The following is an 18,452-nucleotide window of genomic DNA, read 5'->3' as shown; positions in this document are numbered from 1 at the left end:
ACTTGAATTATTTCTCAAAGGAGGATTGAAATGCCGAGAGTAGGATCCACGGAAAAATTAAATAAGAGTAACAAATCAGTTCTCAATGAGCAGAGCTTGGACGAAAACAAAGAAAATAAATCCGAAAATAAAAATTCAAACAGATCAAATTCAGCAAATGCCTCCTCCGCTAACACCAAACAATCTGTAAGCCCAGAAGAGCGCGAAAGAATGATTAAAGAGACAGCCTTTTATTTGGCAGAACGCGAAGGCTTTTCCGCTGACAATCAAATTTACTGGTTACGCGCTGAAGAACAAATCGACAAAATGCTGAACGGATAAACGAATGCAAAATAAAATTGAGTGCTGGAGAGGATCTCCAACTCCCTTGGGTGCAACACTGACATCCGAGGGCGTCAACTTTGCCTTGTACTCTGCAAATGCGGAAAAGGTGATTCTTTGTTTATTTGACGAACATGGCGAAGAATTCGCCCAAGTGGACTTGATCGAACAAACCTACAAAGTATGGCACGGTTTTATCCCCGGCCTTAAAGCAGGTCAGCACTACGGTTACAGAGTGCATGGCCCCTTTGATCCCGCTAAAGGTTTTCTATTCAATCCGAACAAACTCGTCCTCGATCCCTACACCAAAGCCACTTCAGGCGGAGTCAAATGGGATCCGGCGCTTTTCTCTTATGACGTTGAGCACGTCGACGAGCATCTGTCTTTTGATGAGCGCAATAGCGCGCCTTTCATGCCGAAATCCATTGTCATTGATACCAAATTTGACTGGGACGGTGATCAACCGCCCCGCATACCGATCAATAAATCGGTGATCTATGAAATGCACATCAAGGGCTTTACCAAACTGCATCCCGAAATTCCCGAACCTTTGCGTGGAACTTATTCGGGCCTGGCTCATCCAAAAACGATTGAATATTTAAAGCATCTTGGGATTACGGCTGTTGAATTACTGCCCATTCATCAATTTATCGAGGAAGACAGTTTACAAAAAAAAGGACTGCACAACTATTGGGGATACAACACGATCGGATATTTTGCGCCGGAATGGCGCTACTCGTCTAGAGGGAGCAACGGAGCCCAGGTCGCTGAATTCAAAGAAATGGTGAAAGCCCTGCACAAGGCGGGGCTCGAAGTCATTCTGGATGTCGTTTACAATCATACAGCGGAAGGCAATCAAATGGGGCCTTGCGTGAGCTTTAAAGGCATCGACAATTCGGCCTATTATAGAATGCTTCCGGATTCACCCGGTCTGTACATGGACTACACCGGATGCGGCAATACTTTGAATGTCGTGAATCCCCACGTTTTAAGACTTATAACAGACAGTCTTCGTTATTGGGTCGAAGAGATGCATGTTGATGGGTTCAGATTCGATCTTGCCTCGGCGCTGGCTCGAGAGTTTCACGAAGTAAATCAGCTGCATTCCTTTTTCAGTATCCTGCAACAAGATCCCGTTTTATCCGAAGTCAAACTTATTGCCGAGCCTTGGGATTTAGGTGAAGGGGGCTATCAGGTTGGGAACTTCCCTGATCAATGGTCCGAGTGGAATGATAAATTTCGCGACACCGTTCGAAGCTTTTGGAAAGGTGAAGAAGGTAAATTGGCCGAGCTGGGCTACCGATTGATGGGCTCAAGCGATTTGTATTCTGCTTCAGGGCGGGGCCCTACTGGCAGCATTAACTTTATCACGGCCCATGATGGTTTCACTTTAAATGACCTTGTCTCCTATGAGCAAAAGCACAATGAAGCGAATCTCGAGGAAAACCGTGACGGCAACGACAATAATCACAGTCGCAACTGGGGTGTCGAAGGCCCCACGGACAATCCAGAAATCAATCATCTGCGCACGATGATGAAAAAGAATTTCCTTACCACCCTGCTCTTATCCCAAGGGGTTCCCATGTTGGTTGCTGGTGATGAGATGGGGCGCACACAAAGAGGCAATAACAATGCCTATTGCCAGGACAATGAAATCAGTTGGGTGGATTGGAAAAGCATCGATCAAGGGCTTTTGGCTTTTACAAAATCCGTGATTGAGCTTCGCAAAAAACATCCGGTCTTTCATCGTCGCAATTACTTCGAAGGAGAAAGTCTGCGTCCCGGCGGTCGCAAAGATGTGTTGTGGTTCACGCCCAAAGGCGAAGAGATGACCGATGATGAGTGGAATCAGTCCTTTGCAAAATGTATTGCAATGGAATTTAACGGTTCCGCCATCAGAGAATGGGATGAAAAACACAGACTTCTTAGCGATGATAATTTTATCTGGGTGATGAATGCCAGTGACGATGCGATTGATTTCAATTTCCCGCGACACTTTCACAAATCCTGTTGGCATTTGATTCTGGATACTTCAACGGAACCATCATTTAAAGATGTACCGATCAAGGTGGAACAAAACTTTAAGATCCAACCTCACACCACCCTACTCCTTCAGCAATTGAAGGAGTAATTACGCAGCGTGTGTTTTGCGATTTCTTAACGTACGTCTTTCATTTTTAAAATGAACGGTTCGTAAGTTGCGAATTCGCAAAGCTAGATTCAGTATTTGAAATGTTGTTGTATCTTTTCTAGGAGTGAACTGTGCAGAGACATTCAAGAAGAATTTTCGTCAGCAATCGGCTGCCATTCAACGTCAATCCCAAGACCGAAAAACTTTCCCGGGGCAGTGGAGGCTTGGTTTCAGCCTTGCTAGGAGTCAGTCTGGATGAACCTTTTTATTGGATGGGATTTGAAACCAATGAACGTCACGCCACTCTCTTAAAAGAAAACTGCGGCGAAATTAATAGCAATCTTCGCTGCCATCCCGTCATGCTATCCAAAGAAGTTTATGATACTTATTATGACGGAGTCGCTAATGATTTAATTTGGCCTCTGTTCCACTACGAAGCTCAATTCGCAACCTTTAGCCGCGAAAAATGGGCGGTTTATCGCAAGGCCAATCAGAAAATGGCAGACGAGATTTTATCGATTGCCCAGGATAACGACACCATTTGGATTCACGATTTCCATTTTCTTTTATTGCCGCGAATGATTAAGGATAGGAATCCAAATCTCAAGGTTGGATTTTTTCTGCACATTCCTTTTCCCAGCAACGAAATTTTCAGACAGCTTCCCGTTCGCGAGGAAGTTCTAAACTCCCTCATCGGTTGCGATCTCTTGGGTTTTCATGAGCATTCTTACCTTCGTCACTTCGTCGTGACATTGAAGGCTTTTTTGGGAATCGATTCAACTATGTTCCGGGCCGAGATTGGAAATCATACTTTGCAAATGGGAGTTTACCCTATCAGCATCGATACCAAAGAATACCAGGAAAAAGCCGGCTCCCAAGTCGTAGAAGAGCTTTGCGAATCCTATCGCCAGCGCAGTTTTGATAAATTTCAAATCCTGGGTGTGGATCGACTGGATTACACCAAAGGTCTTGAGCTTAAGCTTTTAGGTTTTCAGCACACTCTCAGAAAGTATCCGGAATTGATTGGCAAAGTAAGTCTTTTACAAGTTGCCGTCCCTACCCGACAAAAAGTTCCACTGTATGCGCGAATCAAAAGAGACTTGGACCGCCTAGTGGGCGCGATCAATGGCGAATTTGGAACCCCAGATTATGTTCCAGTCCAATATATTTTCAACTCCATCACCGAGGAAACATTGCTGGCATTGTATCGTCGCGCCGACGCCGCCTTAGTCACTAGCAAACGTGATGGGATGAATCTGGTCGCTATGGAATATGTGATGGCTCAGGACATTCGTAAACCCGGAGTCTTAATCTTAAGTGAATTTGCCGGAGCTGCATCGCTATTACCTGATGCCCTTATCATCAATCCTTGGGATCAGGACGCTGTTGCTGATTCCATTTATCACTCCTTCAGAATGTCAGGCGTTGAAAAAGAACATCGCATGCGTTTTTCACAGGAAACTTTATTAAAGTACTCTGCTACGAAATGGGCTGAAAACTTTTTGAATGATTTGGACAACACCAAGGACGACATTCCCCAATCTGTTTCTCTTTCCCGACATTCACGGACCTGGCCTTCGTTTATGGTGGCCGCTCTTCGGGCCAAGAAAATCCGCCTGATCCTGGATTATGATGGAACTTTGGTTCCAATCGCGAAACGCCCTGAAATCGCCGTTCTAAATGATCAGGTCAGAACCTTGGTCGATCAATTAAATAACGAAATCGAAGTCTTTATTGTCAGTGGACGTCCGCGCGAATTTTTGGATGAGCAATTTGGAGATATGCCTTTAGCACTGGTAGCTGAGCATGGCGCATTTTATCGCCTCCCAGGCCAAAAATGGCAGTCACGCGTTTCTCTGGATGTGGATACTTGGTATGGAGAAGTTGAAAAAGTCATGAATGCTTACTGCGAAAGGGTTCCATTTTCATTCATCGAGAAAAAGGAAGCAGGTTTAGTTTGGCATTATCGTCAATCCCCTGCGAACTTTGCAGAATATCAGGCAAAAAAACTGGATGATGAACTGAAAAGCGGATTGGGTAACGAATCGGTTTCAGTGATGATGGGCGCAAAAATCGTTGAAGCCAAAGCCACCGAATGCAACAAGGGAAGCTTCCTGCGTTGGCTGATGCAGTCGTCTTATCGCGACACGGCTCTTTATATCTGTATCGGTGATGACCGTACCGACGAAGACATGTTTAAGGTCGTCGGCGATAGAGGCGTCAGTATCAAAGTGGGTACCGCACGGTCTGCTGCCAACTTCCGTCTGGACATGCAGGATGATGTGATCCCTTTCCTTCAAGAAGCTTTAAACTTGCTAAATCAACACAACACGGATGCAAGGAGTCCTCATGCTAGCTCTCATTGAATTTTCACTCGTTGATGAAATGAATCGCGGCACCGGCTTTGGCTGGTTGCTGATGATTGGTATCGCTCTGTTTGGAGCCATTGTAATCAAGGCTATTTTAAAATTTACAGAAGTTCGTCTGAGCAAATTCATCGCGAAATTTCAGGGAGTTTGGGACGATATTATTCTGCAGTGCTTGGGCGCTACGAAAACCTGGGTTCTTTTCTTTTGGATCCTGCATCCCCTGGTGCAAAGCACTCAGGTAACGAACGGTAAAAAAGTCGTGCTCCTGCTGTTCGTGGTGGCTTCCTCCGTGCAAATCGCACTGTGGGGATTAAAGTGCATTCGCCTGTGGCGTGATGACGTCGTCAACAAACGCATGAAGACCGATGGAGAATCCGCTTCGGCCATTCGCTTGATTGCGACCGGTATTCAGGGTCTGTTCCTGATCTCATTGGTGCTGGTGGGACTTAGCAATTTAGGTGTCGATATTGCAGCTCTTATTGCGGGCTTGGGTGTCGGTGGTATTGCGGTGGCACTGGCTGCGCAAAATATCCTGGGTGATTTATTTGCTTCGCTTTCGATCCTTTTAGATAAGCCTTTTGTTGTGGGCGATTTCATAGTTTCCAAAGACGATATGGGAACGGTGGAAACTATTGGTATCAAGACCACACGGCTTCGCAGTCTTTCGGGTGAGGAACTGATTTTTTCGAATAAAGATCTTTTGGAAAGCCGGGTGAAGAACTTTAAGCGCATGTGGGAACGTCGAGCGGTGATGAATTTCAATATCGGATATCTGACCGACACCCAGAAGCTGGAAGAGATTCCAAAGATGGTGAAGCAGTTTATCGAGGAAGATCCCTTGCTGCGCTATGATCGCTGCCACTTGATGAATTTCGATGAAGCGTCTTTAAAATACGAAATCGTTTTCTGGGTTAAGGACCCTGACTTTAATAAGTACTTCGATTCCCAGCAGGCCTTGATGTTAAAAATGCTGCGTAAATTTGATGAGGAAGGCATTAGTTTCTCCATGGGAGCCAGACCCTTTGTCATGCAGAATGCGGAGTCCGATGGCGAAGAAGGACTGCAAACACTGGCCAAGGGAGGAAGCAAAGCTTCCCCATCCGAAGCCACTTCTTCTCATTAATGCAAAAAGGAGCCAACTGGCTCCTTTTCTTTAGGGATAAAAATTGTATTTGATATGAATTCGTTTCTCGTCTTGCAGGCCCATCTTCGATCCACTTAAGAATGCGGGGACTTTTCTTTTGATACGTTTTCGATCTTTGGGAAAGCGCTTGTCATCGACAAAGCAATCAAAACGTTCGTCTTTACAAAGCTGGGTGAACTCGGCCGGTTCATTCGAAAATAAGTAGGCATCCATGGCACGAGCCATTTTATCACCCAACTCCAAGTCAGCTTGCTGAACCACGATCCCACCGCCGGTCTTCACTTGAGGTTTAACGGGTGCAGGCTCACCGGGAACTTTTTTTATAATCACTCGGGGCTTACACTCGGGTGGCAAATCAAGTTCCGGCTCACAATCACAAAATGTTTTCTTAAGACTCGCACAAGAACTAAGAGTTAAAACCAACAGGCACAGGCCTAAAAATTTTTTCATTATTTCTTACCCCAGTTTGACCAATACTGCCCGGCGCCCTTCGGATTTGCTTTTGCGTAGTTATAAAATTCCTGAATAAATGCGGCACGCTCTTTTTGGTACAGATACTTCCAGTCGCTTTCTGCGGGAATAGTCATCACATCATAATCATCGCTAAGTTTCGTATTGCGCTCAAGGATCGTCTCAAAGGAATCATTTTGTGCATTGTAAAGCATATCGTACATCACCATAAATGTCGTCGTACGCCCTTTACCCGCTCGGCAGTGGAAATGCACCCAGTTGTTTTCCGGAAGACTGCGCACAGCCTCGATAAATAGATCCACCTCGTTATCAGTAGGACGGACATGATCCGTGACTGTCAGACGCACATATTGGTGACCTGCGCTGCGTACCAGGCTTTCTTCAGTTTCAATGCTTTTGATTTCAACGCCGGCGATTTTTTCACCGACTTTTAAATCACCGAGCAGGCGACGTTCCCGTTGGATCACGTCTTCGTGACCCAAATCCGCGTTCGCCCAATCGCGGTCTGCTTGCCAAGTCACGGGCTTGTCATTGATAAGTCCGTGGGACTCTTGGCGCAGATCGAAAACATAAAGCTGAGCTTTTCGTTTCTTTGCGGGCTTGGCAATTTCTTTTAAAGCGGGTGGAGCAAAGCTCGCACTTCCCGACATTTTAAGGCTGTCATTTTTGCGATAGTTCACGGACTTACGAACATCGTACTTGGTATCAAAAACCAACTCCGCAGGCTCGGTGCGCACCGGTTTCGTCATGAAAAAGGGGATTTTGTTTTTATTTGCAGCAGATTCTGGTTGATTTGCCGCCACGGGATTGTTGGCAGGTTCCGACGTGACATTTTTTTCTGCGCAGGCAGCGATCACGAAAGGCAAAAGAAAGATCCATTTTCTCATACGTCCTCCATGAAGGCGGTGTCCATGCCTTCAGGAAAAGTCTAAGCTTTAATCTGCCCTCTTGCAAAAAGTTCTTCAAGATATTGGAAGCCCGAGTCCTGCGTGCGCAGATAATAATAAGCGCGCAGAATATCCTGCTCTTGATGACTCAGGGAAGCGTTAGAGCCCCCACGCTTCATGCGGTCTTGAGAGATATGATACAGGCTCAGTGCGCCTGCCACAGAGATATTAAAGCTTTGCACAAAACCCGTCATCGGAATGATGATACATTCGTCAGCGGCTGCCACCATTTCAGGACTCACACCATTTTTTTCGTTCCCCAAAACCAAAGCCGCTTTTCCAGAGAAATCAACTTCGTGAAGAGGTTTTGAACGAGCGTCCAAATGGGTGACGTAAATTTTGTAGCCCTGACTTTTCAGGTTCTTTACACAGTCCGTGGTGTTCTGCCACTTTTTGACTTCCACCCACTTGTCAGCTCCTTGAGTGACACGGGCAGATTCCTTGAATTTTTCCTGAGTTTCAATGACGTGGAAATTTCCGAAACCCAAACCTTCAGCAGATCTCATCACCGCAGAAATATTCCCACGGTCATAGATGCTTTCCAAAACGACGGCTGTATCGAAGTTTCTTTGCGCGACCACGCGATCGATTTTTGAACGGCGGTCTTCGGTCAAAAGAGGTCCCAGTTTTTCTAAGACCACTTGATAATTGATTTTTAAATTCGCATTGATCTCGATATCAGAGCCATAAGGAAACATGAACGACTACTTGTAAAGAGATTCAGGATTTTTAGACAAATCGCGAGTGATATTTTTTTGGTGCGCTTCCAAAGTACCGCCACCAATTTCTAACAACTTCGCATCTCTCCACAATCTTTCAACAACGTACTCACCCACGTAACCATAACCACCCAAGACCTGAATCGCACGGTCCGCCACGTTTTTCGCCATTGTTGTTGCGACAAGCTTCACACCGTCTGAATCCAGACGATTGCCTTCTTTGTTTAAATCCATGCGGCGAGCTGTCTCGTACACGTAAGCACGAGCAGATTTGTATTCTGCATAGCTGTCAGCGATATAGCGCTGCATTTGACCAAAGTGGTTCAAAGATTTGCCGAAGGCTTCACGCTCAGTTGCATAACGGTTCATGATTTCGATAGATCTGCGAGCGATACCCAAGCTCATCGCCGCCAATGTCAGGCGTTCGATTTCCAGATTGCGCATCATGTGTAGCATCGAATCACCTTCGTGTCCGACAAGAGCTGATTCAGGAACATGACAGTCTTGGAATACCAGCTCGGCCGTGTTAGATCCGCGCATACCCAATTTGTCTTTAATTTTCTGCCCAACTTGGAAACCCTTGTGATCTTTTTCTACCAGGAAAGTAGAGATCATCGCGCGACCATGTTTTTCACCGGTCTTAGCGTAGACAAGAGTCAAATCGCAAGGTGTGTTGTTTTCATCAATCGTGCCGTTTGTGATCCACATTTTGCGGCCATTCAAAACCCACTCGTTGCCTTTTTTAACGGCGCGAGTTTGCATACCCAGAACGTCTGTTCCAATAGCTGGCTCTGACATGGACATGGAACCCACCCACTCCCCAGAACAAAGTTTTGGAAGAACACGAGCACGTTGTTCATCACTGCCGTTCACCGCAATGTTGTTCACACAAAGCATCGAGTGTGCAAGGTAAGCCAATGCAAAACCAGGATCCGATGCAGAAAGCTCTTCATGTACAATGACAGCAGCTGTTGGATCCATGCCCGCACCACCGAACTGCTCGGGAACTGTGATTCCCAAAAGACCCAGTTCACCGACTTTTTTGAAAAGTGCTAAGTTAAATTTTTCAGAACGATCGTACTCGTGAGCTTGAGGTTCAATTTCAGCTTGCGTGAAAGCGTTGACAGTTTCACGCAACATGCTGTGCTCAGGCGTGGGATTGTAAAGATCAAATTCTTTCCAATTAAAGGACATGGGAACTCCTACATATATAGAGTTGCGAATCTAAAAAAACCCCGTGAGATCCGCAAGGTATAGCGCCACTAACGCTATGCAATAATAGCAATTTTTGAAGACTTTCGGGAAGAATCTGGACGAGTCCCCGCCAGAGGCCTAACCTTGGAACGTACCCGTGAAGGAGACTTGTATGATCGCCTCGGTTTTAGGAATCGGAACAGAACTGGTCGACGGCCAAATCGTAAATAAAAACGGTGCCTGGATTTCTGAGAAATTAAAGGCTTTGGGTCTGACAACCAAACTCCACTTGGTCATCCCAGATGATAGAAAACTCATTTTTGAATCCTTGGATTATTGTGGTCAATATTCTGATTTGATGTTCGTGACAGGAGGCTTGGGGCCCACGTCGGACGATTTTACCCGCGAGGTTATTTCTGAGTGGACCGGTCTTTCCCTGAAGTGGGATGAGTCTTCCTGGCAGCACATCAAAGATCGCCTCGAACCACGGGGCTATGTCGTTAAAGATATTCAGCGGCAACAATGTTACTTCCCTGAAGGTGCCAGAGTTATTAAAAACACCGAAGGCACGGCGAATGCCTTTTTCGTTGAGGCGAATGGCAAAAAGATTTTCGTTTTACCCGGCCCTCCCCGCGAAATTGAATCTGTCTGGAACAGCGAAATCGCGGCGTGGCTGGAAAAATCTGTTCAAGGCATGGATCCCTATATCACTCGCCACTGGGACACGATTGGTATGGGCGAGTCTGATGTTGCAACTTTGGTGGAGCAGGCCTTAGCCAATGTGAATGTTGAAAAAGGTTACCGCGTGCATCTTCCCTATGTGGAAGTCAAATTGTCGTTCTTTAAATCCCAAGAAGAAAAGATGCGTATTCACGTCGAAAGAGTGACGGAAGCGTTACGTGGCATCACCGTCACGCGGGATCAACAAGATGTTCCGTTGATGTTATCGTTAGCTTTGAAAAACTATTCTTCTCTAAGCATTCAAGATTCGGCTACGGGACAGTTTTTGATGAATCGCCTGATGCCTGTCATGCGAGATTTCATGACCGAAAAAGTTTGGAGTTACTCCAATCACGCCATCGACGAAAATGCGGACGTCCGTTTGATGATGATGCCCAAGGACGAACACTCCGTTTTCGTGAGTGTCGAGCGTGGCGGCAAAAAAGTATCGGATATTATCGTTGCCCCGTACAAAGCCATGCCCATGCGAGAACGTCGCGCGCAGTACTTCGCCGAAGCTGCGATGATCTTCTGGCTCCGTCACCTTTAAAAGGTGCCAGGTCCTGTTTCTGTAAGCGGTGCTTCCAGAAACAGGACCTGGCACCTTTTCTTACTTTGTGTTGGCTAAAGATTCGCGGCCGACTTTCATAATGTGTTCTTGAATGTCTTTTGGCCAATCGCCGATCATCTTTTTAAACTTTTTTGTGTCATGCCCGTACATGGCACGAAGGGCTTCTTCGTAATTAGGAAGGTCTCCCACCATGGCATGCATGAATTTGTAAACGGCATCCTGCGACTGGCGAATTTGATCCTTGGCGAAGTTTTTCTTTTTCGCTTCTTCGATCAGTTTTCGCAAAGTTACTGAAGCACCACCCGGTTGCAAGGCAAGCCATTCCCAATGCTGCGGAAGTAAAGTCACTTCCTTAGAAACCACACCAAGCTTAGGACGACCCGGGCCCGCTTTCTTATCTTCCGGCTCAACCATTGATTCAAATCTTTTCGTAACTGCTTCGACCGTACCACGCAAATCCAATTCGACTTGCGCGCTGGTGACATCATCAAAGATCAGAACGTTTTCTTTGCCATCGTCTTTTAAATATTTTTTTACTTTCAGTGCAACTTGAAGCACGTCACCAGAAGCCACGATCTTAGTTCCCGCAAAGGCTGTGCAAGTGCGATCCATTCTTGGTTCCATTTTCCACTCCTACGCTTTCCCGCGTAAAATCTCTTTTACGTCGCGATCAATGAAGTACATTAAAATCAAAGCCGTAACTGACAATCCCGTCATCACATAGCCGATAATATCGTAGTGAACCAAAGCCCCCGTGCTTTCCTGAACCACGATGGCTCCTGCGATGATAGCTCCGAGCCCACCCGCCATTTGTTGCAAGGAAGCACTGACCGACATGAACGAACCACGGCTGGAAGCTTCAGGTATAGCAGACATCAAAGTTTGCGACGGAATCATGCGCGAAAAAATTCCCACGAACATCAACGAATTCACCAACATCACGACTGGCAATGGCGTCACACCTAAGTGGGTGTAAATCAAAACCATCACAATGCTGACAGCGCTACCAAAGATGAATGTGTTATAGCCACCAATCGTATCGCTGATTTTACCAACCAACGGACCAATCAGGATGGAAGCGAATCCCGTCACCAGGTAAATCATCGGCAAACTGCCATAATCGATTCCCATGTTGTGCACCGTAAAGGCACTCGCAAAAGGCATCAACATAAAGCCACCGATGGAAAGAATCCCTGTCGTCACAAAGGCCAGCAGATAACGGGGCTTTTGCACCGTATGCAAAAGATGCACAAAAGCCTTTTTATCCGATTGTAAAGCCAAGTGTTCGGTCACCGCAGGCATATGAATCCAAATAAAAATACCAGCGATCGCACTCGCCGCCACGATCATCAAGAACGGTGCGTGCCATCCCCAGTGATTGGACAAAAACAATCCGGCAGGTAAACCTAAAATCTGACTCGCAGCAAATGACGTTTGCAATAGGCCCATGACTCGCCCACGTTGTTGCAAGGGAAAGATATCCGTCGTGATTGCCAATACGATGGAGCCAATCACTCCCCCGAAAAGACCGGTCACGATTCGGGCGGCCAATAGCGCGTGGTAATTGGGAGCAAGACCGCAGAACAAAGTACCGGCAATAAAGCCAATATAAAAGAACATCAGTAATTTCTTACGGTCAAATCTATCGGCGAAGCCCGCCGCTAAAAGGCCTGAAATCGCAGCACTGATCGCATACGCAGAAACCACGGTACCGAACTGCGCAGCTGTAATGTTCAGCGCTGGCATCAACACGGCTCCCAACGGAGACAGAATCATAAAATCCAGAATGATGGTGAATTGCAGAAAAGCTAATAGCCCCACAACAATCTTTTGCTGAGTCGTAAACTTAAGTGTGCTGGCCGTTGAGGCCCCCGGTGAAGCAGGCGTGGATTCCATCTTAAAAACCTTTCAATGCGGTTGATGGAATTAATATTACCCGGGTTATATTCATAAAGCAATATCACCCGGGTAATAATATTTTAACCCGGGTAAATTACTGTTTCCTTTGGGGATTCGTCGGTCTGAAGAAATAAAAAAGCCCCTGTTTTGCAACAGAGGCTTAGAAATTTAAGGAGAAAGTAAGGCCGTACCTTTTGGAAGTCCTACTTTTTAGGCTTAATTGTCAGACCTTTAAGGGCATCGCCCAAAGAACCGAAGCCGGAACCGGAAGCTGGTTGATGAGTTCTCCAAGAGTGGTCTTCACCTGCACCTGGAACGCCCAACGAGATTTTCTTCTCTTCGAATTTGATTTCGTCGATTTGAACAGCGATTTCGTCACCGCGTTTTTTATTTTCGAATTGAGCGCCGTCAACGTGGTCACGCCATTTAGATTTTGGCAAAAGACCCGTGATGCCGGGAGCGATGTTTACGAACAAACCGTAAGTTTCTTTTTTCTCGACTTTGCCATTTACGACCGTGCCCACAGGGAATTTTGCCGGAACAGAATTCCAAGGATTGCCGTCGCCATCTGCTTGTTTCATCGACAAAGAGATTTTCAATTTGCCGTCAACTTCTTCCATCTTCAAAAGCTTCACGGTCACTGTCTGACCAGCTGACACAACTTCTTGCGGGCTGTGTACGCGAGACCAAGTCAGTTCAGACAAGTGGATCAAACCTTCAACACCCGATTCAAGTTCAACGAATGCACCAAATTTTTCCAGGCGAGTGATACGTCCCTCAAGGATCGCGCCCACTTGAACCTTCTGCATGAAGGCCCCTTCGTTTTCAACTTTTTGCATATCCAAAAGTTTACGACGAGAAACCACGACGTTGCGTTTGTCGAATTGAGTGATCAAGAAATCGAATTTCTTACCCACATACTCAGAAGCATCTGTGACGAAGCGAGAATCGATTTGAGAAATAGGACAGAAAGCCGTTTTACCCTGAACGTTGACACGCAAGCCACCGTTAACAACTTCAGTCACAGTACCAGTTACCGGAAGCTCCATATCGTATGCGTCTTCCAAAGTATCTGTTGTGGCACCCATGGCACCTTTTTTAGCCAAACGAACTTCGCCACCTTTTACGGAGATGACCACACATTCAATCATATCACCCACGTGATATTTTACTTCTTTGTTTTCATCCAGAAGGTCACGAGTAAAAATCATGCCATCAACAGGAGTACCAGTGGATACGAAGGACTCTTCTTTCCCGATAGAAAGAATTTCCCCATTGATCTTATCACCGACGCTTACGCGAGTTTTGAAACCACCAGCTTCAGATTGCGCAAACATAGACTCGAAATCCTCAAAAGATTTCCCTGTTTCAATATCATCACCAAAAATATCTTTTTTACTCATAACTTCTCCGTAAAATGGAACTCTAAGGTTTACTCAATCCCCTCTGGAAGAGCAAGGACCTCACGGCCTGACGTCCTGAATCAAGCGCATCCCACCGTCGTCCCGCAGTTGGGACAACGATAACAGCCGCTCGTCAGCACTGTGTCACTCCCACACTCTGGACACTTCATAGTAAATTTAGGAGGCGTTCCCTCAGCACCCGCCGTATGTTTTTTCTTGGTATTTAAAGGCTGGCTTAACTTGCTGCCGTCGCGATAAATCGCCACGGCTTTCACACCCAACTCCCACGCCAGGAAATAAATACGACTGATATCTTCTTCGCTGGCAGAGTTTGGGAGGTTCACTGTTTTCGAGATGGCTCCACTGATAAACGGCTGAACTGCTGCCATCATCGTCACATGACTTTCCGGCGATAGCACTCGTCCGCCCGGGGCCGCATTGGCACAATCAAAAACCGGTAAATGTTCCTGCTTAAATTCAGGGCATCCCTCAAGGGAGTTATGTTCGGAAATATATTTTACGATCGCTTCGATTTGCGAGTCATCGTAATCCAAAACTCGCAGCGCTGGAGTCACGGATTGATTCACAATCTGAATCTCTCCCCCACCGACAAGTTTTTTAAGTTTGATCAAAGAAAAATCAGGTTCAATCCCCGTTGTATCACAGTCCATCAACAATCCGATGGTTCCTGTCGGCGCCACCACTGTTGCTTGTGCATTTCTAAATCCAAATTTGCTGCCATTGTAAACCACGGCTTTCCAAAGATTTCGAGCCGCATTGTCGAGCCCCTCAGGAAGATCTTTCCAAGAGACTGCATTTAATGCTTTTTCGTGCATCTTCATGACTTGAATCATCGGTGCACGATTCTTTTTAAACCCAGGAAAAACGCCCTTCGCTCGCGCCATCTCGGCACTGGTCAAATAAGCGACTCCGGTCATCAAAGAGCTTATGGCCCCGGCCCACGCACGACCTTCTTTACTGTCATAGGGAATGCCTTTTCTCATCAGCAAACTGCCAAGATTCGCAAAGCCCAAACCCAGTGGACGGTAATCGTGGGAGTTCTGTGCAATCTTTTCCGTCGGATAACTGGAGTAATCGACTAATACTTCCTGAGCGACAAACAAAGTACGTGCCGTGTGAATGAAAGATTCAAAATCAAAGCTTCCATCTGCATTTAAGAATTTCACCAGATTGATAGAGGCCAGGTTGCAGGCCGAATCATCCAGGAACATGTATTCCGAACACGGATTGCTAGAGCGAATCTCCTCGCTGTTGGGACACGTATGCCATTTGTTGATCGTATCGTGAAACTGAATACCCGGATCCGCACACATCCAGGCGGCGTGATTGATTTTCTTCCACACTTCTGCCGAAGGAACCTCGCGCACGACTTTGCCGCTGACTCGCGCGAGCAACTTCCAGGGCTTTTCATTTTGCACGGACTTCATGAACTGATCCGTCACGCGAACGGAATTGTTGGCATTCTGTCCTGACACCGTCTTGTACGCTTCACCTTCGAAATCAGGGCTTAAACCCGCTTCAATCAAAAGCTTGGCCTTGTTTTCTTCTTTCATTTTCCATTCAATGAAATCTAAAACTTCGGGATGATCGATATCGACGACCACCATTTTAGCGGCTCTCCGAGTGGTGCCACCCGATTTAATCGCACCCGCGCCGCGATCCAGAACCTCCAAAAATGAAATCAATCCAGAACTGTGACCACCGGAATTCAGAGCTTCGTATTTACTGCGCAAAGTGGAAAAGTTACTACCCGTCCCTGAACCGTACTTGAAAAGGCGTGCTTCATTTTTAGCGAGCTCAAAAATACCATCAATGGAGTCATCCACACTTTGAATAAAGCAAGCCGAACACTGCGGTCTTTCATAGGCATTTTGTGTTGGCTGAATGGAATTCTTTTTCACGTCCCAAGCATAATGTTCGCTGGGAGAATTGATTTTATAGGCTTCAAACAATCCCGCATTAAACCACACCGGACTATTGAAAGCCGCGCGCTGGGAAAGAAGAATGTACTTTAATTCATTCTTAAAAATATCGGCTTCTTTCTTATTTTTAAAATATCCGCCCTGCTTTAAAGCAGAACCTGCAACTGCAGAAACCACTCGGTCGACCAACTGACGTACTGATTTTTCATGCTGCGTGCGCGGCACACCGGATTTTCGAAAATATTTGCTCGCTGCAATTTCCACAGCCAGTTGCGACCAACCTTCTGGCGCTTCGACATTCTTCATTTCGAAAAATATCTCACCCTTGCGATTCTTAATTTCGCAGTGGATCTTTTTCCACTTGAACATGTTTTCAGGATTTTTTCCTGGAGGAACAAAGAAGCTGGTGCTGTGCAAAGTTTGTTTCTTCATAGGAGTATTGTAAGAGAGTTCCCTATGAAGAGAATCTGGAATAAGACACCACTACCTATGTCTGGTTCGCCTATCGAACAGACATACTAAGCACTCTTTAAATTGATTAACTCTTTGCAATAGAAACCGTAAACCTCAGGAAATCCCTGTTTATTTACCATGGAGTCGCCGTTAAGAATAATACCTCATAATTTTTTAACAGGAACGTGACATGGACCAAAAGACCGAAAAGCGCAAATTGCTGATCATCAAGTCTCATCCACAAAGTCTTGGGCCTGTTGAGGGATTTCTAAAAAACCGCGAATGGGAAATCAAAAGCACTCACAACCTTAAAGAGGCGATGGTTTACCTGGTTCAGAACCAACCCCAATTCGTCATGGTGAGTATCGATCATCCCAATAAAAAAGTCAGAAATCTTCCGAAAGTTTTAAGTCAGGCCTTTCCAGTGTGCGTGATTGCTTTTGCTGAGCACTCCACTCCCACTTCTGTTAAAATTCTAAATGACTGTAATTCCGGTTATGCAATTTACCATCCGATCACGGGTCCTGCCGTTGAACGTATGGTGAATAAGTACAACAAAGATCAAATGGCCAATCCCCAAGCTGCAGCAGCAAACAGATCCTGGGACGGCAACGGTGGAAACGGCTCAGGCGTCATCGCCATTCGCGGTGGTGAGGCTGGGGGCGAAGCTTCCGCAACATCCACTCAAAACTTTTTGGCAAATTTAATGGGTGCACTGGATAGCAGTGCGACCAGTGGCAATCTTGCAGGCTTTGCTCAAGGCACGGCCGCCGATGGAACCATGACCGCTGTTCAGCCTGGCATGGCTGGATATATCCCGCCAACTTCTCAAGATCCAAATGCGAACGGCATCGCTGGTGGAGGAGATCCAAACGCGATCAATGGATTTGCAAGCGGCACCCCGCAAGATTCACAAAACGGTGCTCATGGATTTATGGGCGGTCAACAAAACGGAATCAACGGAGCTGGTGGAAACCCATCACAAAATGGCTTCGGTGGTTTTGCTGATGGAAAAAATAGCAATGGATTTAATCCTAGTGGCTTCGGCGCAAACGGTGCTAACGGCATGGATCCAAACTTCGCAGATCCCAACAGCGGCAACGGTTTCGCAAATGGCAGCGGCCATGGAATGAATCCCAATGCCAGCGGCATGAATGGCGGGTTTGGAAATGATTTTAATCATAACAGCAGCCCTTCCACAAATGGCAGTTCATCAGCGAATTCCCACACACCCGGATTTATGGGTCCCAGTGGAAGCGAAGCTGCCTCTGACACATTAGATCCCAATGATCCAAACTATGATCCCTATGGTGATGGTGGAGAAAGCGCCTATTCTGGCAGAAAAAAATCCGACACCATGTGGGCGCCCATGGATGCCGATGGTAAAAACCGAAAACAGTTCCCTTTAAAAGAAACCGCCGACGAAGTCGCAAAAGATCCGGGCTCTTTGATCTTAAAAGGTACGCGCGACGCCATGGAAAAAGCCTGTGTGATCACCGAAAGAAAGCGCAAAGTGGAAATCGCCACCAATGTGGCTTGCATTCTGGTCGAATCCGGTCGCTTTTCAGGATACCTGGTTGCCGCGATGGCAGAGCATCTGACAATTGATATTCACTTCGTGGAGAAGATCCGAACTCGCCTGTTTAAATTTCTGTCTGAAAATGGCGAGAACTTGGAAAACAATGAAACGATGCCGATTAAAATCAAGCAAGTGCCGTTCGCGGCATGGGCGGTGGAGCACGCTGAGTTTTTAAGAAAATCTGTACACGAAGGCAATGAAGTCGCGATGGCTTTCTTTCCTCGCCCGGATTTAAAGGCGGAAATCACCCGCTCGCCCGACGAGGAAATGGCCGCTGTCAAAATTCACGAGATGCGCACCGATGTGCCGGTTGAATTCAATCTTTATGTTCATTTGCCACGCAACAACCGGTACGTGCTTTACACTCCTGAAGGTGGAGTGTTTCTTTCGGAACAAAAAACTCGTCTTGTGAATCAAGGTATCACCCATCTTCACGTCCTGCGCATGGAGCTTCAAAACCTGGATAAGTACCGTGCGCAAAACTATCTGAATGATAAGATTGATGAGTATCAGGAACAGCTCGAAAAAGAGGCAAAAGACATCAAGAAACCTTTGGCATCCTAGGAATCCTCTTGACCCCGCTTAGAG

The 18,452-nt window shown here is 46.4% G+C and carries 14 protein-coding genes; 6 read left to right on the top strand and 8 right to left on the bottom strand.

Translation table 11 applies throughout. The features are described from left to right. The first annotated feature begins 30 nt into the window (after positions 1–30). The 4 genes from ACLSU7_RS17470 (at position 31) to ACLSU7_RS17455 (ending at position 5,944) form a co-directional block, all read left to right on the top strand. Entirely contained in the window at positions 31–321 is a 291-nt protein-coding gene (locus ACLSU7_RS17470; protein ID WP_413293178.1) for a DUF2934 domain-containing protein, read from the top strand. A gap of 4 nt (positions 322–325) precedes the next feature. Continuing rightward, the gene (glgX, locus tag ACLSU7_RS17465; protein WP_413293177.1) at positions 326–2,452 is read left to right on the top strand and encodes a glycogen debranching protein GlgX; all 2,127 of its coding nucleotides are present in this window, start codon (positions 326–328) and stop codon (positions 2,450–2,452) included. A gap of 131 nt (positions 2,453–2,583) precedes the next feature. Next, positions 2,584–4,818, top strand: coding sequence for a bifunctional alpha,alpha-trehalose-phosphate synthase (UDP-forming)/trehalose-phosphatase (locus ACLSU7_RS17460; RefSeq protein ID WP_413293176.1), 2,235 nt, complete (start codon positions 2,584–2,586; stop codon positions 4,816–4,818). Further along, on the top strand, positions 4,802–5,944 hold the full coding sequence (locus tag ACLSU7_RS17455; RefSeq protein WP_413293175.1) for a mechanosensitive ion channel family protein: 1,143 nt from the start codon (positions 4,802–4,804) through the stop codon (positions 5,942–5,944). The genes ACLSU7_RS17460 and ACLSU7_RS17455 overlap by 17 nt, the downstream gene beginning before the upstream one ends. A 30-nt stretch (positions 5,945–5,974) precedes the next feature. Here ACLSU7_RS17455 and ACLSU7_RS17450 read toward each other — a convergent pair whose 3' ends face one another. From ACLSU7_RS17450 to ACLSU7_RS17435, 4 genes are read right to left on the bottom strand one after another with little or no spacing between them, the layout of a single operon-like run. Then, entirely contained in the window at positions 5,975–6,415 is a 441-nt protein-coding gene (locus ACLSU7_RS17450) for a hypothetical protein (protein ID WP_413293174.1), read from the bottom strand. Continuing rightward, a complete protein-coding gene (locus tag ACLSU7_RS17445; protein WP_413293173.1) occupies positions 6,415–7,323 on the bottom strand; it encodes a fused DSP-PTPase phosphatase/NAD kinase-like protein in 909 nt (302 codons plus the stop codon). Before ACLSU7_RS17445 ends, ACLSU7_RS17450 begins: the two co-directional genes overlap by 1 nt. A 41-nt stretch (positions 7,324–7,364) precedes the next feature. Continuing rightward, the gene (locus tag ACLSU7_RS17440; RefSeq protein WP_413293172.1) at positions 7,365–8,081 is read right to left on the bottom strand and encodes a TrmH family RNA methyltransferase; all 717 of its coding nucleotides are present in this window, start codon (positions 8,079–8,081) and stop codon (positions 7,365–7,367) included. Positions 8,082–8,087: 6 nt separating this feature from the next. Beyond that, positions 8,088–9,296 (bottom strand): acyl-CoA dehydrogenase family protein, encoded by a 1,209-nt coding sequence (locus ACLSU7_RS17435; RefSeq protein ID WP_413293171.1) that lies wholly within the window; start codon positions 9,294–9,296, stop codon positions 8,088–8,090. A gap of 172 nt (positions 9,297–9,468) precedes the next feature. On the opposite strand from ACLSU7_RS17435, the gene ACLSU7_RS17430 reads away from it, so the two are divergent. Next, positions 9,469–10,566 (top strand): competence/damage-inducible protein A, encoded by a 1,098-nt coding sequence (locus ACLSU7_RS17430; protein WP_413293170.1) that lies wholly within the window; start codon positions 9,469–9,471, stop codon positions 10,564–10,566. A gap of 60 nt (positions 10,567–10,626) precedes the next feature. Here ACLSU7_RS17430 and ACLSU7_RS17425 read toward each other — a convergent pair whose 3' ends face one another. The 4 genes from ACLSU7_RS17425 to ACLSU7_RS17410 form a co-directional block, all read right to left on the bottom strand. Continuing rightward, positions 10,627–11,211 carry a DUF2239 family protein gene (locus tag ACLSU7_RS17425; protein WP_413293169.1) on the bottom strand — a complete coding sequence of 195 codons (585 nt, stop codon included), beginning with the start codon at positions 11,209–11,211 and terminating at the stop codon, positions 10,627–10,629. A gap of 9 nt (positions 11,212–11,220) precedes the next feature. After that, entirely contained in the window at positions 11,221–12,483 is a 1,263-nt protein-coding gene (locus tag ACLSU7_RS17420; protein ID WP_413293168.1) for an MFS transporter, read from the bottom strand. Positions 12,484–12,689: 206 nt separating this feature from the next. Next, entirely contained in the window at positions 12,690–13,889 is a 1,200-nt protein-coding gene (locus ACLSU7_RS17415; RefSeq protein ID WP_413293167.1) for a S1 RNA-binding domain-containing protein, read from the bottom strand. 80 nt (positions 13,890–13,969) lie between these two features. Beyond that, the gene (locus ACLSU7_RS17410; RefSeq protein WP_413293166.1) at positions 13,970–16,264 is read right to left on the bottom strand and encodes a vitamin B12-dependent ribonucleotide reductase; all 2,295 of its coding nucleotides are present in this window, start codon (positions 16,262–16,264) and stop codon (positions 13,970–13,972) included. A 211-nt stretch (positions 16,265–16,475) separates the two neighbouring features. On the opposite strand from ACLSU7_RS17410, the gene ACLSU7_RS17405 reads away from it, so the two are divergent. Continuing rightward, the gene (locus ACLSU7_RS17405; protein ID WP_413293165.1) at positions 16,476–18,428 is read left to right on the top strand and encodes a hypothetical protein; all 1,953 of its coding nucleotides are present in this window, start codon (positions 16,476–16,478) and stop codon (positions 18,426–18,428) included. Positions 18,429–18,452 lie beyond the last annotated feature (24 nt).

The sequence above is a fragment of the Bdellovibrio sp. HCB185ZH genome (genome assembly GCF_047302455.1).
Lineage (GTDB): Bacteria > Bdellovibrionota > Bdellovibrionia > Bdellovibrionales > Bdellovibrionaceae > Bdellovibrio.
This window is presented reverse-complemented; position numbering and strand designations above follow the sequence as displayed.

Coding starts and splice junctions, on each gene's coding strand:
- ACLSU7_RS17470 (WP_413293178.1), top strand. CDS start 31: ATGCCGAGAGTAGGATCCACGGAAAAATTAAATAAGAGTAACAAATCA.
- glgX (WP_413293177.1), top strand. CDS start 326: ATGCAAAATAAAATTGAGTGCTGGAGAGGATCTCCAACTCCCTTGGGT.
- ACLSU7_RS17455 (WP_413293175.1), top strand. CDS start 4,802: ATGCTAGCTCTCATTGAATTTTCACTCGTTGATGAAATGAATCGCGGC.
- ACLSU7_RS17450 (WP_413293174.1), bottom strand. CDS start 6,415: ATGAAAAAATTTTTAGGCCTGTGCCTGTTGGTTTTAACTCTTAGTTCT.
- ACLSU7_RS17445 (WP_413293173.1), bottom strand. CDS start 7,323: ATGAGAAAATGGATCTTTCTTTTGCCTTTCGTGATCGCTGCCTGCGCA.
- ACLSU7_RS17440 (WP_413293172.1), bottom strand. CDS start 8,081: ATGTTTCCTTATGGCTCTGATATCGAGATCAATGCGAATTTAAAAATC.
- ACLSU7_RS17435 (WP_413293171.1), bottom strand. CDS start 9,296: ATGTCCTTTAATTGGAAAGAATTTGATCTTTACAATCCCACGCCTGAG.
- ACLSU7_RS17430 (WP_413293170.1), top strand. CDS start 9,469: ATGATCGCCTCGGTTTTAGGAATCGGAACAGAACTGGTCGACGGCCAA.
- ACLSU7_RS17425 (WP_413293169.1), bottom strand. CDS start 11,211: ATGGAACCAAGAATGGATCGCACTTGCACAGCCTTTGCGGGAACTAAG.
- ACLSU7_RS17420 (WP_413293168.1), bottom strand. CDS start 12,483: ATGGAATCCACGCCTGCTTCACCGGGGGCCTCAACGGCCAGCACACTT.
- ACLSU7_RS17415 (WP_413293167.1), bottom strand. CDS start 13,889: ATGAGTAAAAAAGATATTTTTGGTGATGATATTGAAACAGGGAAATCT.
- ACLSU7_RS17410 (WP_413293166.1), bottom strand. CDS start 16,264: ATGAAGAAACAAACTTTGCACAGCACCAGCTTCTTTGTTCCTCCAGGA.
- ACLSU7_RS17405 (WP_413293165.1), top strand. CDS start 16,476: ATGGACCAAAAGACCGAAAAGCGCAAATTGCTGATCATCAAGTCTCAT.